This window comes from Tatumella sp. JGM130 (genome assembly GCF_018257525.1).
Lineage (GTDB): Bacteria > Pseudomonadota > Gammaproteobacteria > Enterobacterales > Enterobacteriaceae > Tatumella > Tatumella punctata.
This window is the reverse complement of the sequence record NZ_JAERJS010000032.1, coordinates 24,231-41,594: the sequence shown is the minus strand read 5'-3', so window position 1 is coordinate 41,594 and position 17,364 is coordinate 24,231. Positions and strand designations below refer to the sequence as shown.

At 51.7% G+C, this 17,364-nt stretch carries 15 protein-coding genes; 9 read left to right on the top strand and 6 right to left on the bottom strand.

The features are described from left to right. Positions 1 to 53: 53 nt before the first annotated feature. On the bottom strand, positions 54 to 455 hold the full coding sequence (locus JK211_RS13645; RefSeq protein ID WP_212709218.1) for a DUF441 domain-containing protein: 402 nt from the start codon (positions 453 to 455) through the stop codon (positions 54 to 56). A 65-nt stretch (positions 456 to 520) separates the two neighbouring features. Beyond that, positions 521 to 1,177 carry an aspartate/glutamate racemase family protein gene (locus JK211_RS13640; RefSeq protein WP_212709217.1) on the bottom strand — a complete coding sequence of 219 codons (657 nt, stop codon included), beginning with the start codon at positions 1,175 to 1,177 and terminating at the stop codon, positions 521 to 523. Positions 1,178 to 1,414: 237 nt separating this feature from the next. Here JK211_RS13640 and JK211_RS13635 point away from each other — a divergent pair, with 237 nt between their 5' ends. After that, positions 1,415 to 2,665 (top strand): alpha-hydroxy acid oxidase, encoded by a 1,251-nt coding sequence (locus JK211_RS13635; protein ID WP_212709216.1) that lies wholly within the window; start codon positions 1,415 to 1,417, stop codon positions 2,663 to 2,665. Positions 2,666 to 2,697: 32 nt separating this feature from the next. On the opposite strand, the gene JK211_RS13630 is transcribed toward JK211_RS13635, so the two are convergent. After that, entirely contained in the window at positions 2,698 to 3,723 is a 1,026-nt protein-coding gene (locus JK211_RS13630) for a LacI family DNA-binding transcriptional regulator (protein WP_343877266.1), read from the bottom strand. Positions 3,724 to 3,991: 268 nt separating this feature from the next. Here JK211_RS13630 and JK211_RS13625 point away from each other — a divergent pair, with 268 nt between their 5' ends. The 3 genes from JK211_RS13625 to JK211_RS13615 are packed head-to-tail and all read left to right on the top strand — an operon-like array spanning position 3,992 to position 7,261. Beyond that, positions 3,992 to 5,311 (top strand): MFS transporter, encoded by a 1,320-nt coding sequence (locus tag JK211_RS13625; protein WP_212709215.1) that lies wholly within the window; start codon positions 3,992 to 3,994, stop codon positions 5,309 to 5,311. Positions 5,312 to 5,359: 48 nt separating this feature from the next. Then, entirely contained in the window at positions 5,360 to 6,520 is a 1,161-nt protein-coding gene (locus JK211_RS13620; RefSeq protein WP_212709214.1) for a beta-propeller fold lactonase family protein, read from the top strand. A 39-nt stretch (positions 6,521 to 6,559) separates the two neighbouring features. Beyond that, the gene (locus tag JK211_RS13615; RefSeq protein WP_212709213.1) at positions 6,560 to 7,261 is read left to right on the top strand and encodes a hypothetical protein; all 702 of its coding nucleotides are present in this window, start codon (positions 6,560 to 6,562) and stop codon (positions 7,259 to 7,261) included. A 47-nt stretch (positions 7,262 to 7,308) separates the two neighbouring features. On the opposite strand, the gene JK211_RS13610 is transcribed toward JK211_RS13615, so the two are convergent. Beyond that, positions 7,309 to 8,550 carry a cytosine permease gene (locus JK211_RS13610; protein ID WP_212709212.1) on the bottom strand — a complete coding sequence of 414 codons (1,242 nt, stop codon included), beginning with the start codon at positions 8,548 to 8,550 and terminating at the stop codon, positions 7,309 to 7,311. Positions 8,551 to 8,687: 137 nt separating this feature from the next. Beyond that, the gene (locus tag JK211_RS13605) at positions 8,688 to 9,434 is read right to left on the bottom strand and encodes a 5'-nucleotidase, lipoprotein e(P4) family (protein ID WP_212709211.1); all 747 of its coding nucleotides are present in this window, start codon (positions 9,432 to 9,434) and stop codon (positions 8,688 to 8,690) included. A gap of 186 nt (positions 9,435 to 9,620) precedes the next feature. Here JK211_RS13605 and fecI point away from each other — a divergent pair, with 186 nt between their 5' ends. The 3 genes from fecI (at position 9,621) to fecA (ending at position 13,561) form a co-directional block, all read left to right on the top strand. Next, positions 9,621 to 10,142 (top strand): ferric citrate uptake sigma factor FecI, encoded by a 522-nt coding sequence (gene fecI, locus JK211_RS13600; protein ID WP_212709222.1) that lies wholly within the window; start codon positions 9,621 to 9,623, stop codon positions 10,140 to 10,142. Further along, entirely contained in the window at positions 10,142 to 11,101 is a 960-nt protein-coding gene (gene fecR / locus JK211_RS13595) for a ferric citrate uptake sigma factor regulator FecR (RefSeq protein WP_212709210.1), read from the top strand. The genes fecI and fecR overlap by 1 nt, the downstream gene beginning before the upstream one ends. Positions 11,102 to 11,194: 93 nt before the next feature. Continuing rightward, entirely contained in the window at positions 11,195 to 13,561 is a 2,367-nt protein-coding gene (fecA, locus tag JK211_RS13590; RefSeq protein ID WP_212709209.1) for a TonB-dependent Fe(3+) dicitrate receptor FecA, read from the top strand. A 58-nt stretch (positions 13,562 to 13,619) separates the two neighbouring features. Here fecA and JK211_RS13585 read toward each other — a convergent pair whose 3' ends face one another. Continuing rightward, positions 13,620 to 14,339, bottom strand: a complete 720-nt coding sequence (locus JK211_RS13585) for a dienelactone hydrolase family protein (protein WP_212709208.1) — start codon at positions 14,337 to 14,339, stop codon at positions 13,620 to 13,622. A gap of 398 nt (positions 14,340 to 14,737) precedes the next feature. Here JK211_RS13585 and JK211_RS13580 point away from each other — a divergent pair, with 398 nt between their 5' ends. Both JK211_RS13580 and JK211_RS13575 read left to right on the top strand, forming a co-directional pair. Next, positions 14,738 to 15,991, top strand: a complete 1,254-nt coding sequence (locus JK211_RS13580) for a dicarboxylate/amino acid:cation symporter (protein WP_212709207.1) — start codon at positions 14,738 to 14,740, stop codon at positions 15,989 to 15,991. Positions 15,992 to 16,206: 215 nt separating this feature from the next. Then, the gene (locus JK211_RS13575) at positions 16,207 to 17,325 is read left to right on the top strand and encodes an ABC transporter substrate-binding protein (RefSeq protein WP_249213358.1); all 1,119 of its coding nucleotides are present in this window, start codon (positions 16,207 to 16,209) and stop codon (positions 17,323 to 17,325) included. Positions 17,326 to 17,364 lie beyond the last annotated feature (39 nt).

Here is a 17,364-nt window from a genome sequence, read left to right as displayed (position 1 = left end):
TTTTGGCGAATACAAAACTAACCACTTTTACCGCCGTTTTCTATTAATTCACGCTAAGGTGCGATGAACCTAAAAAAAGCCACACCGATAATTGTGCCAACCAGTAAACCGCCAACAATGCCCGGTTGCAGGGACAGAAAAGAAACCCCCCGCCCGCCAAGCCAGGACACGAAAATACCAATCACAATTGCAGCGACAGATTTCCAGTCAGCCAGGGTACGGACCAGGGCCCGCAGTGTCATATCGCCATTAGCCAGCGGGGCTATTACACCCACCGTCAGAATAATAATGCCGATATTCACACCCTGAGTTTCGATAAACGGAAAAAAGCGGGCCAGCGGAGTGATCCTGATGACCAGCAGAATTACTGCTGCATAAACCACCGCCATATTGTGGCCAATCATGCCCAGTGCTCCGATCAGCAGCAACAACAGGCAGGGAAGTAAACTATTCATGGTGTTTTCCCGCCATCACTGTCCTCCACCCTGTTATCGATCTGTCCGACACAATCAGAGAAAAATCAGCCTGATATTCGTTGTTTTAAAGCCTGTACTGCAGCATGGGGAGCCGTCAGCACCGGAGTGCTGACTTTTTCCTGCACCGCCGTTAATGCCCCGGAGGTGGAAAAATGGGCCAGCATAATGACATCACAGTCGGCCAGTTCCGGGGCCCTGTCAGCCACCAGCTGATTATGCTGGTGCGCATTGCCGCGGCGTAACAGATCTATTGCATCCTCCACCACCAGGGTTTTCAGGGTGGCATCACTGTTTTGTTGTCTGGCATAGTCCGCAAATTCTGCTTCCATAGTGACAACTGCGGGGGCAAAGGTTGCCAGCATACCAATACGTTTTCCGGCATTTAACGCTTCGGCAAACATGGCTTCATTCGGTTTAAGTACCGGAACTGGCAGCTGTTCGGCCAGCAGTTCTATCGCCGGGCCAAAGGCCGAACAGGTGACTAATATCGCCGACGCACCGGAAGCATATGCATAGTGACCGAATTTAACAAACCTATCACATAATGAAGCAGAGAGTGCTTTTTCTTTGGCACGGTCAGTCGTCAGGCTGTCATCAAGTAAATTAACCAGTAATGCCTCAGGCCATCGCTGTTCAAAAGCACGGTGAACAGGCGCCATTGCTACAGGAGTGGCATGCAGTAAGGCTATCCGTTGTGTCATCCGGTCCTCCGGGTCAGGGTGAATCAGAAAAAAATCTGCTCATTTCACTGGAGATTCTACTGCAGATATCAAATGTAATGGCTTACAAAAAAGTTATTATGGTGACGGGTGTCACAAAAAAATATGAACAGGATGTTAATTTACATTCCGGCAGCACAGAGTGTTACTGGTATTTTTGTAATCGCTTACATTCAACATCAGCGCCGGTCTGTTATCGGCCCTAAGGATGACTACTTCATGACCGTATCTCTTACTCCCGCCCCCCGGGAAAAATCGTCAGCAACGCCTGTGAGCCAGTCCCGCCCGGCAAACACCGTTGCGCATCAGTTTCGCGATTTACTGGCGCTCGACGATTTTGAACGTCATGCCAGAAAACGCCTGCCAGAGATGATTTATCAGTATGTCGCAGGCGGTGTCGAAACCGGCCGCGGGATTAGCGGGAATTTTGAGGCCTATCAGCAATATGCTTTTCTTCCACGGATGTTCCGTGATGTTTCAGGAAGAGACCAGAGTACCGGGTTGTTCGGTAAGCACTGGCGGCATCCCTTTGGTATCGCCCCGCTGGGCGGGGCATCTTTTGTTTCTTACCGGGCAGATATGCATCTGGCGCGGGCCGCCAGACTTATGGATGTCCCGATGATCCTCAGTGCATCATCCCTTATCCGGCTGGAAGATGTGATTGCAGAAAATCCGGATGCCTGGTTTCAGGCCTATCTGGCAGGTGATCAGCCGCGGATTGACCGGCTGATCGGGCGGGTGGAACAGGCGGGTTACCAGACACTGGTGGTTACCGGAGATACCCCTATGCTTGGTAACCGTGAACACAATACGCGCAGCGGTTTCAGTATGCCGATCCGGATCACTCCCAAAGTGATGTGGCAGAGTGCGACCAGCCCCCGCTGGCTGCTGGGGACAGTGGCAAAAACCTATTTGCGTCACGGGGCTCCGCATTTTGAAAACACAGATGCTGAGCGCGGCCCGCCGATGATGTCGAACAAAGTACGTAACACCCACGCCAGGGACAAACTGAACTGGACACATGTTGAAGCTATACGCCGCCGCTGGAAAGGTAACCTGGTAATTAAGGGCCTGATGACCCCGGCCGATGCCTTTATCGCCCGTGACTGTGGCGCCGATGCGGTGATCCTGTCTAATCACGGCGGCCGGCAACTGGACTATACGGTGCCGCCGCTGCATACCCTGCCGGAAATAGCTGCCGGTAAAGGGACAATGAAAGTCATTATTGACAGCGGGATCCGCCGTGGTACGGATGTACTGAAAGCAATGGCGCTGGGTGCTGACTTCGTATTTCTGGGACGCCCGTTTCTGTATGCCAGTGTTGTCGGAGCGACAGCCGGCATCGAACATGCCATGCATATCCTGAGAGATGAAATTGACCGGGATATGGCGCTGGTGGGCATAACAACCCCGGCGGCGCTGAATAAAAGTTATCTGCGTCGCGGTCCCTGGTTTGATAAGGACCTGTAACCGGCCTGCAGGCCGGTTTTCTGACCAGCCGACTATTGCGGAGCCGAACCGGTACTGCCGCGAATAATCAGCTGCGGGGTAACACAGGACAGGGACTCTGCAGGATGACCGTTCAGGGTGGCCAGCAGGTAACTGGCAGCTAAACGGCCTATACCTGCCAAATCCACCCGCATGGTGGTTAACGGATGCTCCAGATGCTCAGCGAATTCGTAATCATTAAATCCGGTGATCGAGATATCATTCGGAATACGTAAATACCGTTCTTTTGCTGCACGCATTGCGCCAAATGCCAGTAAATCATTACCGCAAATCACCGCCGTCGGTGGCTGTGGTCCGTCCAGCAGACGGAACATTGCCTGGCGGGCATCATTCATCGTGAAAGCATTTTCGATACAATTCTCTGCAGCCAGAGATAAACCGGCATGCTGCAGCCCCTGACGGATCCCTTCCAGCCGCTCTGACAGGCGATCATTTGACGGCGGACTGCCGAATATCACCGCAAAATGCCGGTGTTTCAGCGCCAGAAGGTGTTGCAGCAATTGCTGTGAGGCCAGAATACTGTCATAACCCACTGCCGGTCGCTGCGGATCGATAGAAAAGGTCTGAATACAGGGGATCGGGTGCTGTTGCAGGCGCTTCCATAGCTGCGGGTGGTGGGTATGCCCCACCAGCATCAGTGCATCAACACCATATTCCAGCAATTTATTAACTTCATTCAGCTCAGTATCCATATCGAAATCTGAGTTTGCCAGCAGCAGGGTATAGCCCTGCTGATGAATAATTTTCTGGAAAGCATCAATCGGCCGGGAGAAGGTTTCAATTGCCAGGGTCGGGACCACCGCCCCGATGGTCATACTTTTACGTGAAGCCAGCGTTCTGGCGGCGCGATTAATCACATAGCCCAGCTCTTTACAGGCCTTTTCGACCGCTGTTTTTCTTGACTCCCGGACAATAGCACTGCCATTAAGTACCCGGGAGACGGTCGCCGTTGATACACCGGACAACCGGGCGACATCTTCCAGAGAAACTCGTGCCGGGGTGATTTTATCAGCCATCATCCATCTCCTAAAAAGTGATGCTCTCCACAAATTTTATACAGAAACCGGCCAGTGCAATGAAAGCGCTTACTTTGACCTTGACTGGTATTTGTAATCGCTTACTTTACGTAATGTTAATGAGTTGGGTTAATTAAATATAACAGAGATACAAAATTTACCATTCATTAACAAACTGATGATGCCAAATCATCTCTCTGCCTACCCTGCATATAACAAGTCACACCAGAGCAGACATAACTGACGGGTGATAATTGTAAAGGAAAATCTCATGCGCAAGTACCCAAAAATACGCTGGATGATGATACTTTTCTGCTTTTTTGCCATCGCAATCAACTATATCGACCGGATAAATCTGGCGATTGCGGCACCGCATATCAAAAAAGATCTCGGGCTGGATGATACCTCGATGGGGCTGATCCTCGGTGCCTTTTTCTGGACCTACGCACTGATGCAAATTCCTGCCGGGCGCATTATTGACCGGCTGGGTACCCGTATCGGCCTGGCGGTCGCCGTCGGCTGGTGGTCACTTTTCACCGTATTCACCGCCTTTGGCCGCGGTTTTACTTCACTTTTTATTTCCCGGTTGTTACTGGGGGTCGGTGAATCCGGCGGTAATCCCGGTTGTGCTAAGGTTGTCGCCTGCTGGTTTGCCAAAAAAGAGCGGGCCACCGCCAGTGGTATCTTTGATGCCGGTCCGCGGGCAGGCAGTGCGCTGGCATTGCCTCTGGTCGCCTGGCTGATCAGTGCCCGGGACTGGGAAACCTCTTTTGTGGTTACCGGGGCGCTGGGATTAGTCTGGGTCGTTATCTGGCTGATGTTTTATCGTGACCCCGAAGAAAAACAGGGACTGGATGAAACAGAACGCCAGAATTTGCTCGAAGACCGTAAGATGGTCATTTCCAGCCCCGATGAAAAAATAAAACTCAGGACACTGTTCCGCCATCGTACCGTGTGGGGCATGATGATTGGCTTCTTTTGTATGAACTTTGCCACCTATTTCTTCGTCACCTGGTTTCCCACTTACCTGACAATGTCACAGGGCTTCTCCCTGAAAGAACTGGGTACCCTCGGTGCTATCCCTGCGCTGATGGGGATCCCCGGCAGTCTGCTGGGCGGGCTGACTTCTGACTGGTTATATAATAAAGGCTTCAGCCTGACGGCTGCCCGTAAGACCTGTTTAATTGCCGGTATGCTACTCTCTTCGGTGATCGCCTTTGCCGCATTCACCTCAAGCATCCCCCTGATCCTGACGTTATTTTCCCTGACCTACGCCGGACTGGCCTTTACCGCCGCTAATATCTGGACTCTGCCAGCTGACGTGGCTCCGGGCTCCGGTTATGTCGCCACACTGGGCGGGATCCAGAACTTTGCCGGTAACCTCGCGGGGATTGTGACCGCCTCCTTTACGGGGGTGATGCTGAGTATCAGCCATGGTTCTTTTGTGGTTCCGCTGGTGGTGGCGGGTGGTATCTGTCTGTTTGGTGCCATCACTTTTATGTTCATTATGGGCAAAGTTGAGCCACTGGATCTCGGTGGCGGAGACCCGCAGTCCCCCCAGCCTGTTGCCCGGCCGGGAAGTACTTACTGATATTGTTGTCAGCGGATCACGCCATTTACCCCATCAATGAGGTTCCGAATGAAAAAGATATTATTCACTGCGGCCCTGGTCGGCTTATGTTCTGTGGCTGCCAGTGCCGCCGCAACACCACAGACCTTTGTCTATATTTCCAATGCCGCAAGCGGGACAATCTCTGCCTGGGCGCTGGATAAGCACAGTCAGACGATGCAGCCTGTCGCTACCTATCCTGCGGCAAAACAAGTGATGTCATCCGTGGTATCACCCGATAAAAAAACTCTGTACGCAGCTATCCGCAGCAAGCCTTATCGGGTAATGAGCTGGCACATTGCGGATAACGGAACACTGACACCTGCCGGCGAAACGCCTCTGCAGGACAGCATGGCCTATATATCACTGGATCGCAGCGGGCATTACCTGTTATCAGCTTCGTACGGCGGGGACCTGTTTACGGTAAATCGCATCAATGACAAAGGACAGCCCGAAGCACCTCCGGTACAGATTGTCCATACGGGTAAACGCGCTCACTGTATTCAGACTGACCCGACGAACCAGTTTTTATATGTATCACTGCTGGGTGCTGACCAGTTCTTACAATATCGTTTTGATCCGTACAGCGGCAAAGTCACTCCGGCAACACCACCCGCCGTCAATATTCAGCATGAAGCTGCCACCGGTCCGCGTCACTTTATCTTTGCCCCGCGGCCGGCGGACGACGGTAACCATTATATTTATCTGCTCACAGAGATGGCCGGTAATATTCAGAAGCTGAAACTGAACAGGGATGGTACCGTGACACCACAGGAAGCCACGCCTTCTATTGCACCGGAAATCGCCGCCACGATGCAGAAAGGCGAAGCCAGGCCACTGACCGGCGATTTTGACCTGCCCGATACCCCGAAACCACGCATCTGGCAGGCCGATATCCATATGACTCCTGACGGGAAGTTCCTCTACTCCACTGAACGCACCAATAGTCTGCTGACAGCGTTCTCAGTCTCCCCGCGGGACGGAAGCCTGCATTTAATCCGCAGTATTCATACCGAAAAACTCCCGCGCGGTTTTGCCATTGATAACAGTGGCCGTTTCCTGATTGAAACCGGCCTGCAGTCTGACCACTTTTCTCTGTACCACATTGATCAGCACTCCGGTGAACTGACACTGCTCTCGCGTTATCCGTCCGCTGAAGGTGCCAACTGGGTCACAGTGGTAGAAGGTTAACCAACGGTATTAAAAGTGATTATTCATGAGGGTGTTAAGATGCCGAAAAAAACGCGATGCCTGCCGGGTCTGCTGCTTGCCACCTTAAGTATGCCGCTAATCAGTCAGGCGGCAGAAAAAGTCGTCCCGACTCACCTCGAACCTCTGCACCATGTGATCCTGGAAAATCAGTATCTCACGGTGATGCGGGTGATGATCCCGCCGGGGGTCTCCACCCTTTTCCACCAGCAACACCTTGATTATGTGAATACCCACATTGATGGCAGTCCGGTCACGATTGCTTATCCCGATAAGCCGCCGGTCAGCAGCGTAATGGCAAGTGGTAACGTGAAGTTTGGTGCTCATCAGGGAAAACAGGATATTGATAAAGTCACCAATACCGGTCAGACAGTCAACCAGCAGGTAGCGTTTGAAATCCGCCAGCACGGCCCGTTGCATTTTGCTGAAGCACGCCGCCCCGCTCTGCCGCAATTCAGCCAGGTCCTGGATAAACCAACGGTCAGGGGCTGGAAAGTCACCCTGCAGCCGGGAGAGAGCACCACGCCTTACCGGCAACACGGGCCGGGGGTGCGGGTGTTCTTCACCGAAGGACATGTTCTGATCAGTGAACCAGGAAAACCTAATAATGACAGAGAGTTATTGGTACATAAGGGGGATGCGTTTCTGACTTATCCGGGAGAGACCGGGATTACCGATGGAGGCGACAGCACGATGATATTTAATGATTACGAGCTTCGCTGATCTCCCGACAGCACCGTTCCCGGAAAGCGGGACCGGTGCTGTCGGCCTCAGAAACTACGCTGACGGGCTGTGCGGGTGTGAACTCCTAAGGCACACACGCAGAACAGAACGGCGGACAGAATAGAAACCATCGCGACAGAATATTGCGCTGCTTTCAGATAACACACCGTACTGCAGATAACAGAAAACAGCCAGCTACTGAGCAAGCAACCCGGCGCATAACGTCCCTGTCCGGCAATCATCCAGCCAATGATCGCGCCACCGATCCCCGGCACCACAATACCCAGTAAACTTAACCAGTTCACCAGCCAGTTACTGATCCCGGCCAGTGCCAGGCCAGTCCCCGAGATCCCTAAAAGGACAACTAATTGGCGGAAACTCAGTGGGATCACCGAACTCCAGCCAGAGGCGGCATTATATAAGCCATGCGTCGCGACCGAAGCACAGTTAATCACGAAGAATACTGCGGCAAATACCGCAAATAAGGAACCGGACCGGGCCAGTAAATGGGCAAAATCACCATCAGTCGCCTCACCGGTGGCGGCAACCACCCCGCCCAGTAACATCGGCAGGATATTCGCCACAGGAAAAGCTGCCAGAGACGCAATAACCGCCTGGAAAGGTGTTTTCGACCAGCGGGTAAAATCTGCGGTCAGCGTTCCCGAGTCAACAAACACCGAAATAGCCATCGTAACGCCAATACCCAGAGCCAGGCTATGGCCGGAAGGCGGAGTATAGTCCAGCACCTGCTGCCAGCTATGGTGCCGGAAATTAAGTCCCACACTCACAGCACCGGTAATAATAAACAGCACGATAGAGATAATACTGACCGGTTTCAGCATTTGCATACCGGCCATTGACAGCAGCGTAAATACTGCACCTGCCGCCACCACTGACCAGCCTGAAGGCCATCCGAGCAGACTATTCAGTCCATGGCCTGCCAGCCCGGTCTGCACTGCAAACCAGCCGACCACCAGCCCGGAAAGAAATACCGCAATCAGTTTCGCCCCCACAGGACTGAAGATTTCCCGGCAACTTAAGGCAAAGGTTTTCCCCTGCTTTGCCGCCAGAGCACTCAGGCAGGCAACATACACTGCAAGTATAATATTGCCGGTGATGATCGCCTGCATACCGCGGATAAAGCCGAGACTGGTGACAATTTGTGCTCCGACAAAAGCACCCACCATCACCATCGGGAAACCGGCCCACACGACTGCGACAGAAAACAGACTTTTGCGGGCAGCCGCAGGGACTGCCTCGTGTTCATACTCACCGGATGATTCAGACACGATATCAATTACCTTACAGAAAGAAGCCTGTAAGGAATGATGCAAAAGTTACGCCAGGTGTCTGAGGGCCTGTTTTCAGTGCTCGTCGCTGGCGGGTTTGATCAATATCCCGCCACAGTGCACAAAAATAATGCAGCTTACTGTTTCCAGGCATTCAGGGAAGCCTGTGACCACGAACCATAGGCCGCATTAGGCAGTATGATCCAGTCATCAGCGAAATGTGCTTCATTATCACGCACTAGCTGACGTTGCTGTTCGGTGGTTTTTTTATTTTTAAATTGTGCAGAAAAGTCCGGCAGACTGTCCCCGAACAGCATAATGATCTGGTAATGCTGACGGATGGCCTCTCTGCGCACCTGTTTAGAGGCAGTGTCCAGCTGCACACTGTCATCAGAGACCTGAGGCAGACCTAAGTCCCTCAGGGTCGCGAGGGTCTGATTTTTATTTGCCTGAGAGCGGTCCGAGACATAAAAAATACGGACTTTTTTATCGCTGACTGTCTGCAAAAATTCCTTCGCCCCCGGAATCAGGCCCGGGTGCCCTGATTTCTCCCACGCATCCCAGGTATCCCACCGGGTATAGTCATGACAATTTTCCATATCTCTGACCAGCAGCGGCGAATTATCCAGCACAGTTTCATCGAGATCCATCACCACCGCTGCTTTTTCCGGAGACGCTAAGTGCGCGGCTTTCTGCAGGAAATCCTGACGGGCAAATTTATAGGTTTGTAACTGCAGAGCCATTATCTCTGCCGATTTTTGCTGATAACGCAGCGCCATTTCATACGCTTTCGGGGTACACAGGGCAGGTGCTTCTGCCGCATAAGACGTTACAGTGACCAGCGGTAATACGATCAGCGGCAGTGCTTTTAACAGGTTTTTCATCGGGTTCGGATTCGCTCTCTGTGAAAGATGGCAGACATAGTAGGTACCAGAGATGACACTTTTATGATCATCAGTACCCGCGTGGCCAGGCTTGTCCGGGAGTAAGAAACTTCGGTAACATCATTGAAATGATAACTATTCGCATATTAATATGCCGTCTGATATTTAGCTGCGATGTTTATTGTGATGACCGATTCTGCCATACCACCGTCCGGCCTGACCGTTGATACACTCTACCATACACATTATGGCTGGCTGACGTTATGGCTGACCCGAAAAATGCACTCGGTTTTTGACGCAGAAGATATTGCACAGGATACCTTTGTCCGGATTCTGGGTTCCCGGCAGCGCGACACTATTCGTGACCCGCGTTCGTTTCTGTGTACCGTTGCAAAACGCGTCATGGTGGATCTGTTCCGTCGCCAGGCGCTGGAAAAAAACTATCTCGACATGCTGGCTAACTTACCCGATGACCAGCTTCCTTCTGCGGAATGCCGGCAGATACAGTTGCAAACCCTGCAACTGCTGGATCAGATGCTGGATACCCTGAGTGACAAAGCACGCCGGGCTTTTCTGTTATCACAACTGGAAGGATTACAGTATCGCGATATCGCCTTACGGCTGGGGGTTTCTGTCAGCGCCGTCAAAAAATATATCGCGAAAGCGACAGAGCATTGTCTGATCTTCAGACTGGAGCATGGCCTGTAATGCAGACATCCCTTTCTGATGCCCGAAAAACAGCCCTGCGTTCAGCGTCATACTGGTACGCACAATTAAATGATCCGCAGGTCACAGCACAACAAACGGCAAAGTGGCAACAGTGGTATTCAGGTCATGCGGATAATCAATGGGCCTGGCAACAGGTTGAATCCCTGCGCCAGCAACTGAACATCATTCCGGCCCATACTGCCGGCTGCTTACTGCAGGATCCCCCGGCAACACGGCGTTCGGTACTGAAAGGGATTGTCATGCTGGCCGGTGCAGCCACTGCCGGCTGGCCGTTATGGCATTCTGAACTGGCAGAAGCTATGCGGGCCGATTATCACACGGCTAAAGGTCAGATGCTTCAGCAGTCCCTGACCGACGGCACCCTGTTTGCTCTGAATAGCGACAGTGCCGCCAATGTCCGCTTTGATCGTCAGCAGCGGCTGGTTGAATTGTTATATGGTGATATTGCCATCAGCACCGGTAAAGACCCGGCTGGCCGGCCATTTCGGGTACTGACCCGGCCAGCATTACTGACCGCACTCGGCACACGCTTTTCGGTACAACAGCGCGATAATGACGTTGTGCTGAGCGTCAGTGAACATGTCGTAGAAGCCGTATTACAGAAAGATCCCCGCCAACGGCAACGGGTTCAGCAGGGGGAAAGTTTACTGATTCAGCGTGACGGGTTTTCTGCTCTCCGGCCTGCGGACCCGCATGACAATGACTGGGTCAAAGGTATGATCAGTTTCAGTGACCAGCCGCTGAGTCGTGTTATCACCGCCTTATCCGGCTATCATTCCGGATTATTACATTGTACCGCATCAGCAGCAGACCTGAGGTTAAGCGGTACTTTTCCGGCGTTTAATACAGATGCCGCGCTTAAAGCCATCGCCTCTGCCCTTCCGGTTAAAATTCAATATATTACAAAATACATTATCGTTATAAGTGCAATAAACTGAATAATTCTCATAAAAATTCGTATTTATTGTTGTCCTTTTTAGTTTTTCATTCGACTCCATCAGTGACGATATAAAAATAATGACGGAGATAGCATGAAAACTTCAGATACCACTTCCGGGAACCGTACCAGGCAGTCACATTCTCTGGCTCTGTGGCTGCGCATTTGTCTGCTGACAGGGACAGGTATTTTCAGCGCCGGCAGTTATGCAGAGACACCCCCGGCCATCCGCCACTATCAGTTACCGGCAGGAACCCTGGATAACGTTCTGAACCAGTATGCCGCACAAAGCGGAATCACATTATCCATTGATGCCAGCCTGACGCGCGGTAAGCAAAGCCAGGGGCTGCAGGGAGATTATACGGCAATCAATGCCTTACAGGCATTACTTCGCGACAGTCAGTTACAGGCAAAAGCCCTCGGGCCCGACAGCTGGACCCTGGTTCCGCTCCCTGACACCACCACCGCAGAAACCTCCATGACAGTGGTCGGCGACTGGCTGGGCGATGCCCGTGAAAATGATGTCTTTGAACACCCCGGGGCCAGGGATGTTATCCGCCGTGCAGACTTTGCCAAAACAGGTGCCACCACACTGCGTGAAGTAATGAACCGTATCCCCGGGGTCAATGCACCGGAAAATAACGGTACCGGCAGTGATGACCTGGCGATGAATTTTGGTATCCGCGGATTAAACCCGCGGCTGGCAACCCGCTCGACCATTCTGATGGATGGGATCCCGGTTCCTTTTGCCCCGTACGGGCAGCCACAGCTGTCACTGGCCCCTGTATCTCTGGGGAATATGGATGCGGTTGACGTGGTTCGCGATGGTGGTGCGGTACGTTACGGACCACAAAATGTCGGCGGCGTGGTTAACTACGTTACCCGTGCAATACCGAAAGATTTTGGTATTGACGCGGGAACCGAAGGGATGCTGAGCCCGTCATCGTCACAGAACAGCCCGAAAGAAACTCATCACCTGATGGTGGGCGGCACCGCAGATAACGGATTTGGCAGTGCCCTGCTCTATTCAGGTACCCGCGGCAGCGACTGGCGTGAACATAGTGCAACCCGCATTGACGATGTTATGCTCAAAAGCCGTTATGCGCCTGACGGGGTAAATACCTTCACCAGCCTGCTGCAATATTATGATGGCCGTGCCGATATGCCCGGCGGCCTGAACCAGGCGGATTATCAGGCCAATCGCTGGCAATCAACCCGCCCTTATGACCAGTTCTGGGGACGCAGAGAACTGGCCGGTGTCGGCTACCAATACCAGCCCGATATGCAGCATAAATTTACGCTGCAAGGCTTCTTCACTCACACCCTGCGCAGCGGCTATCTGCAACAGGGCAGCAAAATTACACTCTCCCCGCGGGAATACTGGGTTCGCGGCATAGAACCCCGTTACAGCCAGAGTTTCCTGCTGGGTTCTTCGGCGCAGGAAGTCAGTGTGGGCTACCGTTATATCAGTGAGTCCAGCCATGAAATGCGCTATTACACTCCGGTTGCTCAGGGCATACTGCCCTCTGCATCCAGCCCGTATGACAGGGATACCCGCTCAGGGACCGAAGCCCATGCATTCTATGCCGATAACCGGATCGATATCGGCAACTGGACTTTTACACCGGGTATCCGTTTTGAGCATATTGAGTCTTATCAGAATAATACGCTAAAAAATACCCGCCAGAAGATCAGCTACAATGCTCCTCTGCCGGCGCTCAGCGTGCTTTATCATCTGACAGACAGCTGGAATCTGTATGCCAATACAGAAGGGTCGTTTGGTACTGTCCAGTACAGCCAAATCGGTAAAGCTGTCAGCAGCGGCAGTATTGAGCCGGAAAAAGCCAGAACCTGGGAGGCCGGAACCCGTTACGATGACGGATATCTTAATGCAGAAGCCGGTATTTTCCTGATCAACTTTAATAATCAGTATGACTCAAATCAGACGGATGATTCGGTCACTGCCCGTGGCAAAACCCGCCACAGCGGCCTGGAAACCAGCGCCCGTTATGATTTGTCCGCCTTGTCTCCGCGACTGGAAGATATCGCTGTTTATGCCAGCTATGCCTATGTGAATGCCGTGATCCTCGAGCACGGCAGTACTTACGGTAATCAGGTGCCTTTTTCACCGAAACATAAAGGCGTGGTCGGTATTGATTACACACCCGGCCAGTGGTCATTTACTCTGAACGGGGAATATCAGTCACGGCAGTATGCAGACAATGCCAATACCGTCGCGGCCAGTGCTGACGGCAGTACCGGCCGAATTGCCGGTTATATGTTGTGGGGCGCAAGGGTGGGTTACGACTTTGGTCCGCAGTATTCACACCTGAAAGTCGGCGTGGGAGTGAAGAATATGTTTGATCAGCCTTACTATATTCGTTCTTACGATGATAATAATAAAGGGCTGTATGCCGGTCAGCCACGGACCTTCTATATGCAGGCATCGATAAAAATGTAACCTTTCCCCCCTCTGGCATCGTTATGCCAGAGGGGGGTTAGCGGTAATACACCGGGTATCAGAAGACTTCGTCTAATAAACCAAACATTGCCGCAAAAGCACGGGCACTGACATCTGCATTATATTCAGCAACGCCTTTAACGTTAGCCTGTACATCAGTAAACGAATGCACTGCACCTTTATAGCTGTGCAGTTTCCAGTCGACGCTGGCGGTGGTCATTTCCTGAGCAAATGCCGGTAACTGTTCCCGTGGCACCAGCGGATCCCCCGCACCATCCAGCACCAGAACTGAACCTTTAATGTTTTTAGCATCATAGCTGCCACAGGTATCAAGTCCGCCGTGAAAAGAAATTGCGGCCTTTAGCGACGCACCACTGCGGGCCAGTTCCAGCGCACAATGTCCGCCAAAACAAAAACCAAACACGGCCACTTTATCGGCAGTCACCGGCGCATCGGTCTGAGACGTTAATGCCTGCATAGCCGCGGCCATACGACCGACTTCTTCATCCGTGTTTTTTACTGACATCATGACCGTACCGGCTTCTTCTGCCGAACCAGGGCGTACTCCTTTACCGTAAAGATCAGCAATCAGTACCACATAACCACGGGCTGCGGCTTTTTCTGCCAGACTGACCGATGCCTCAGTCACCCCCATCCAGTTCGGTGCCATCACTAAACCGGCTGCCGGTGCGGTAAGGCTGGCATCAAATACCAGAACGCCTTCCAGTTCAGTACTGCCTGAACGATAAATAATTTTTTTCGATTGGAACTGGCTCATGGTTTCTCCTGATCTGATAAACAGAAATCAACGTTGATAAAATAAAAATAATACATACCGGAGGATAACCGGTAAATCACCGCCCCGGGTGACGGCTGCCAGCTTAAAGGGTGTTTATCACGCTTCAACCCGTTTTTAGTAACATGGCACACAGTGTTCATTCATCTGTGACCCGTTATTTCCGGCTATTTTTAGCCTGATACTGCTAAGCGGAAGAATGATAATATCTAAATAACTGAATATTATCGGCTCACTGAAGCGAGTCAGTTCATAAAAACGTCAATTCCCCATTCAACTCTGTGATGTTATTTGATTTTAATTAACATGCTGTTACTTTTTAGCAGGTAGTTGACTGAAACTATAAAAATAATCGTAATATTTATCTGACTGGAATCATTATGAAAAAAACGCTGTTCCACAGCCTCTACATCCAGGTACTCATTGCCATCGCTATCGGTGTGTTTCTGGGACATTTTTATCCGGATATTGCCACCCAGATGAAACCGCTCGGGGACGGTTTTATTAAGCTGATAAAAATGATTATCGCGCCGGTTATTTTCTGCACCGTGGTGACGGGGATCGCCGGAATGGAGAGCATGAAAGCGGTGGGGCGTACCGGTGCCATTGCTCTGCTGTACTTTGAGATTGTCAGCACCCTGGCACTGATTATCGGCCTTATTGTGGTAAATATTGCTCAGCCTGGTGCCGGAATGAATATTAACCCGGCCAGCCTGGATGCGTCTGCCATTACCACCTATGCCGACCAGGCGAAGCAGCAGGGTATTGTGTCGTTTATTATGGATATTATCCCGAACAGCGTTATCGGTGCCTTCGCCAGCGGAAATATCCTGCAGGTTCTGCTGTTCGCTATCCTGTTTGGCTTCGCCCTGCATCGCCTGGGTAAAACCGGAACCCTGATTTTTAATGTGATTGATAACTTTTCACAGGTTATTTTCGGCATTATTAATATGATCATGCGTCTGGCCCCGATCGGTGCTTTTGGCGCAATGGCATTTACTATCGGTAAGTACGGGGTAGGTTCCCTGTTACAGCTGGGCCAGCTGATTGTCTGTTTCTATCTGACCTGCATTCTGTTTGTGGTGATCGTGCTGGGACTGATTTCACGCTATATCGGGTTCAATATCTTTAAATTTATCGGCTACATCAAAGAAGAATTACTGATTGTACTCGGTACCTCCTCATCAGAATCTGTTCTGCCACGGATGCTGAAAAAAATGGAAGAAGCCGGCTGTAAGAAATCCGTGGTCGGATTAGTGATCCCGACCGGCTACTCTTTTAACCTCGACGGTACCTCTATCTATCTGACGATGGCTGCCGTATTTATTGCCCAGGCTACTAACAGCCAGATGGATATTGTTCATCAAATCACCCTGCTGGTGGTGTTATTACTCTCTTCCAAAGGTGCCGCAGGCGTCACCGGCAGTGGCTTTATTGTGCTGGCCGCAACCCTGTCGGCAGTCGGTACCCTGCCGGTCACCGGTCTGGCACTGATCCTCGGTATCGACCGCTTTATGTCAGAAGCCCGGGCACTGACCAATCTGGTCGGGAACGGTGTTGCTACCCTGTTTGTTGCCAAACGGGTCGGTGAACTCGACGAACAACAGATGCAAAAAGTGCTGGGCGGTAAATAACCGCCCCGGTTCCGGTCAGCTGCCAGCGGAAGGCGGTTAACCGGAATCAGCCCCGTCTCCGCCCGCCAGGTAAAAAATCCCGCAGATTAACTCCGGTAACCCCCCTTCTCACACTTCACTGCCGATAATGTTATATTTCTGTCAGCAGAATCCTTACCCGGCCACGACACCTGATGGCGGGAACCACAGTAATCAATGGCAGGCAGCACACTGAGATGAAAATAGCGACCAGACTGATCTTTATATTGACCCTGATAATGACCCTCGGCCAGCAGGCTCAGGCGGATACGGTAACCGATCTGCTGGGCAGAAAAGTCGATCTTAACCGGGTACCTCACCGCATTATGCTGGCCGATGCCAGGGCAATTGAGGCAATGAGCATTATCTTTAAAGGTGACCCTTCTGCCAGCATTGCTGCCTGGGATGATTCCCTGCAAAAGAAGTCACCGGATATTATGGCGGCATTTGCCGGTAACTTTGCCGATCTGAAAACAATTCCGACCTTCGCTAATCCTTATACCACGACCTTTAATGTCGAAAATGCTGTCGCCAGAAAAGCAGACCTGGTTATTTTTGATATTGGCTTACTGGCCAAACTGAAAGATGAAGGGGTTACCGCTAAACTCGACAGCCTGCATATACCGTATATCTTTATCGATTTCCGGCAAAAACCTCTGCAGAACACGGTGAAAAGTATTGAACTGCTGGGTGAGGTTTTCCATCAGCAAAAAAATGCCCGTCAGTATCTGGACTTCTATAACCAGCGGATGTCGCTGATAGCACAGCGCACGGCAGATCTCACCCCTCGCCAGCGCCCGACGGTCTTTATTGAACGCAGTGCCGGTATCCTGGGGGATTTTTGTTGCAGTACTTTTGGTCAGGGAAGCCTCGGAGAGTTTATTCAGGCGGCAGGCGGGACCAACCTCGGGGGGACATTATTCAGTGGTATGGGCGGTGATGTCAGTCTGGAAAAGATTATTACCCTCAATCCGGATTTTTATCTACTCACCGGCGCTGACTGGCAGGGAAACCGTAAAGCTTCAGCATCCGTGCCCCTCGGTTATCAGCAGGATCCGGCCCTGGCAGAGAAAAAGCTGGCCGGACTGATGAACCGTACCGGGTTTAATGTACTGCAGGCTGTACAAAAACATCAGGTGCTGGCGATTTATCACCAGTTCTACGATCTGCCATCGAATGTGATTGCTGTCGAAGTGATAGCAAAATTCCTTCACCCGCAATTATTCTCAGACCTTGATCCGCAAGCCGATCTGACATTAATCCATCAGAAGTTTATGGGACTGAAAACTTCCGGGGTGTTCTGGATCTCCCGCTGATATACCTGTGGCAGGCGCTCCGCCCGGAAAAGGCCGGGC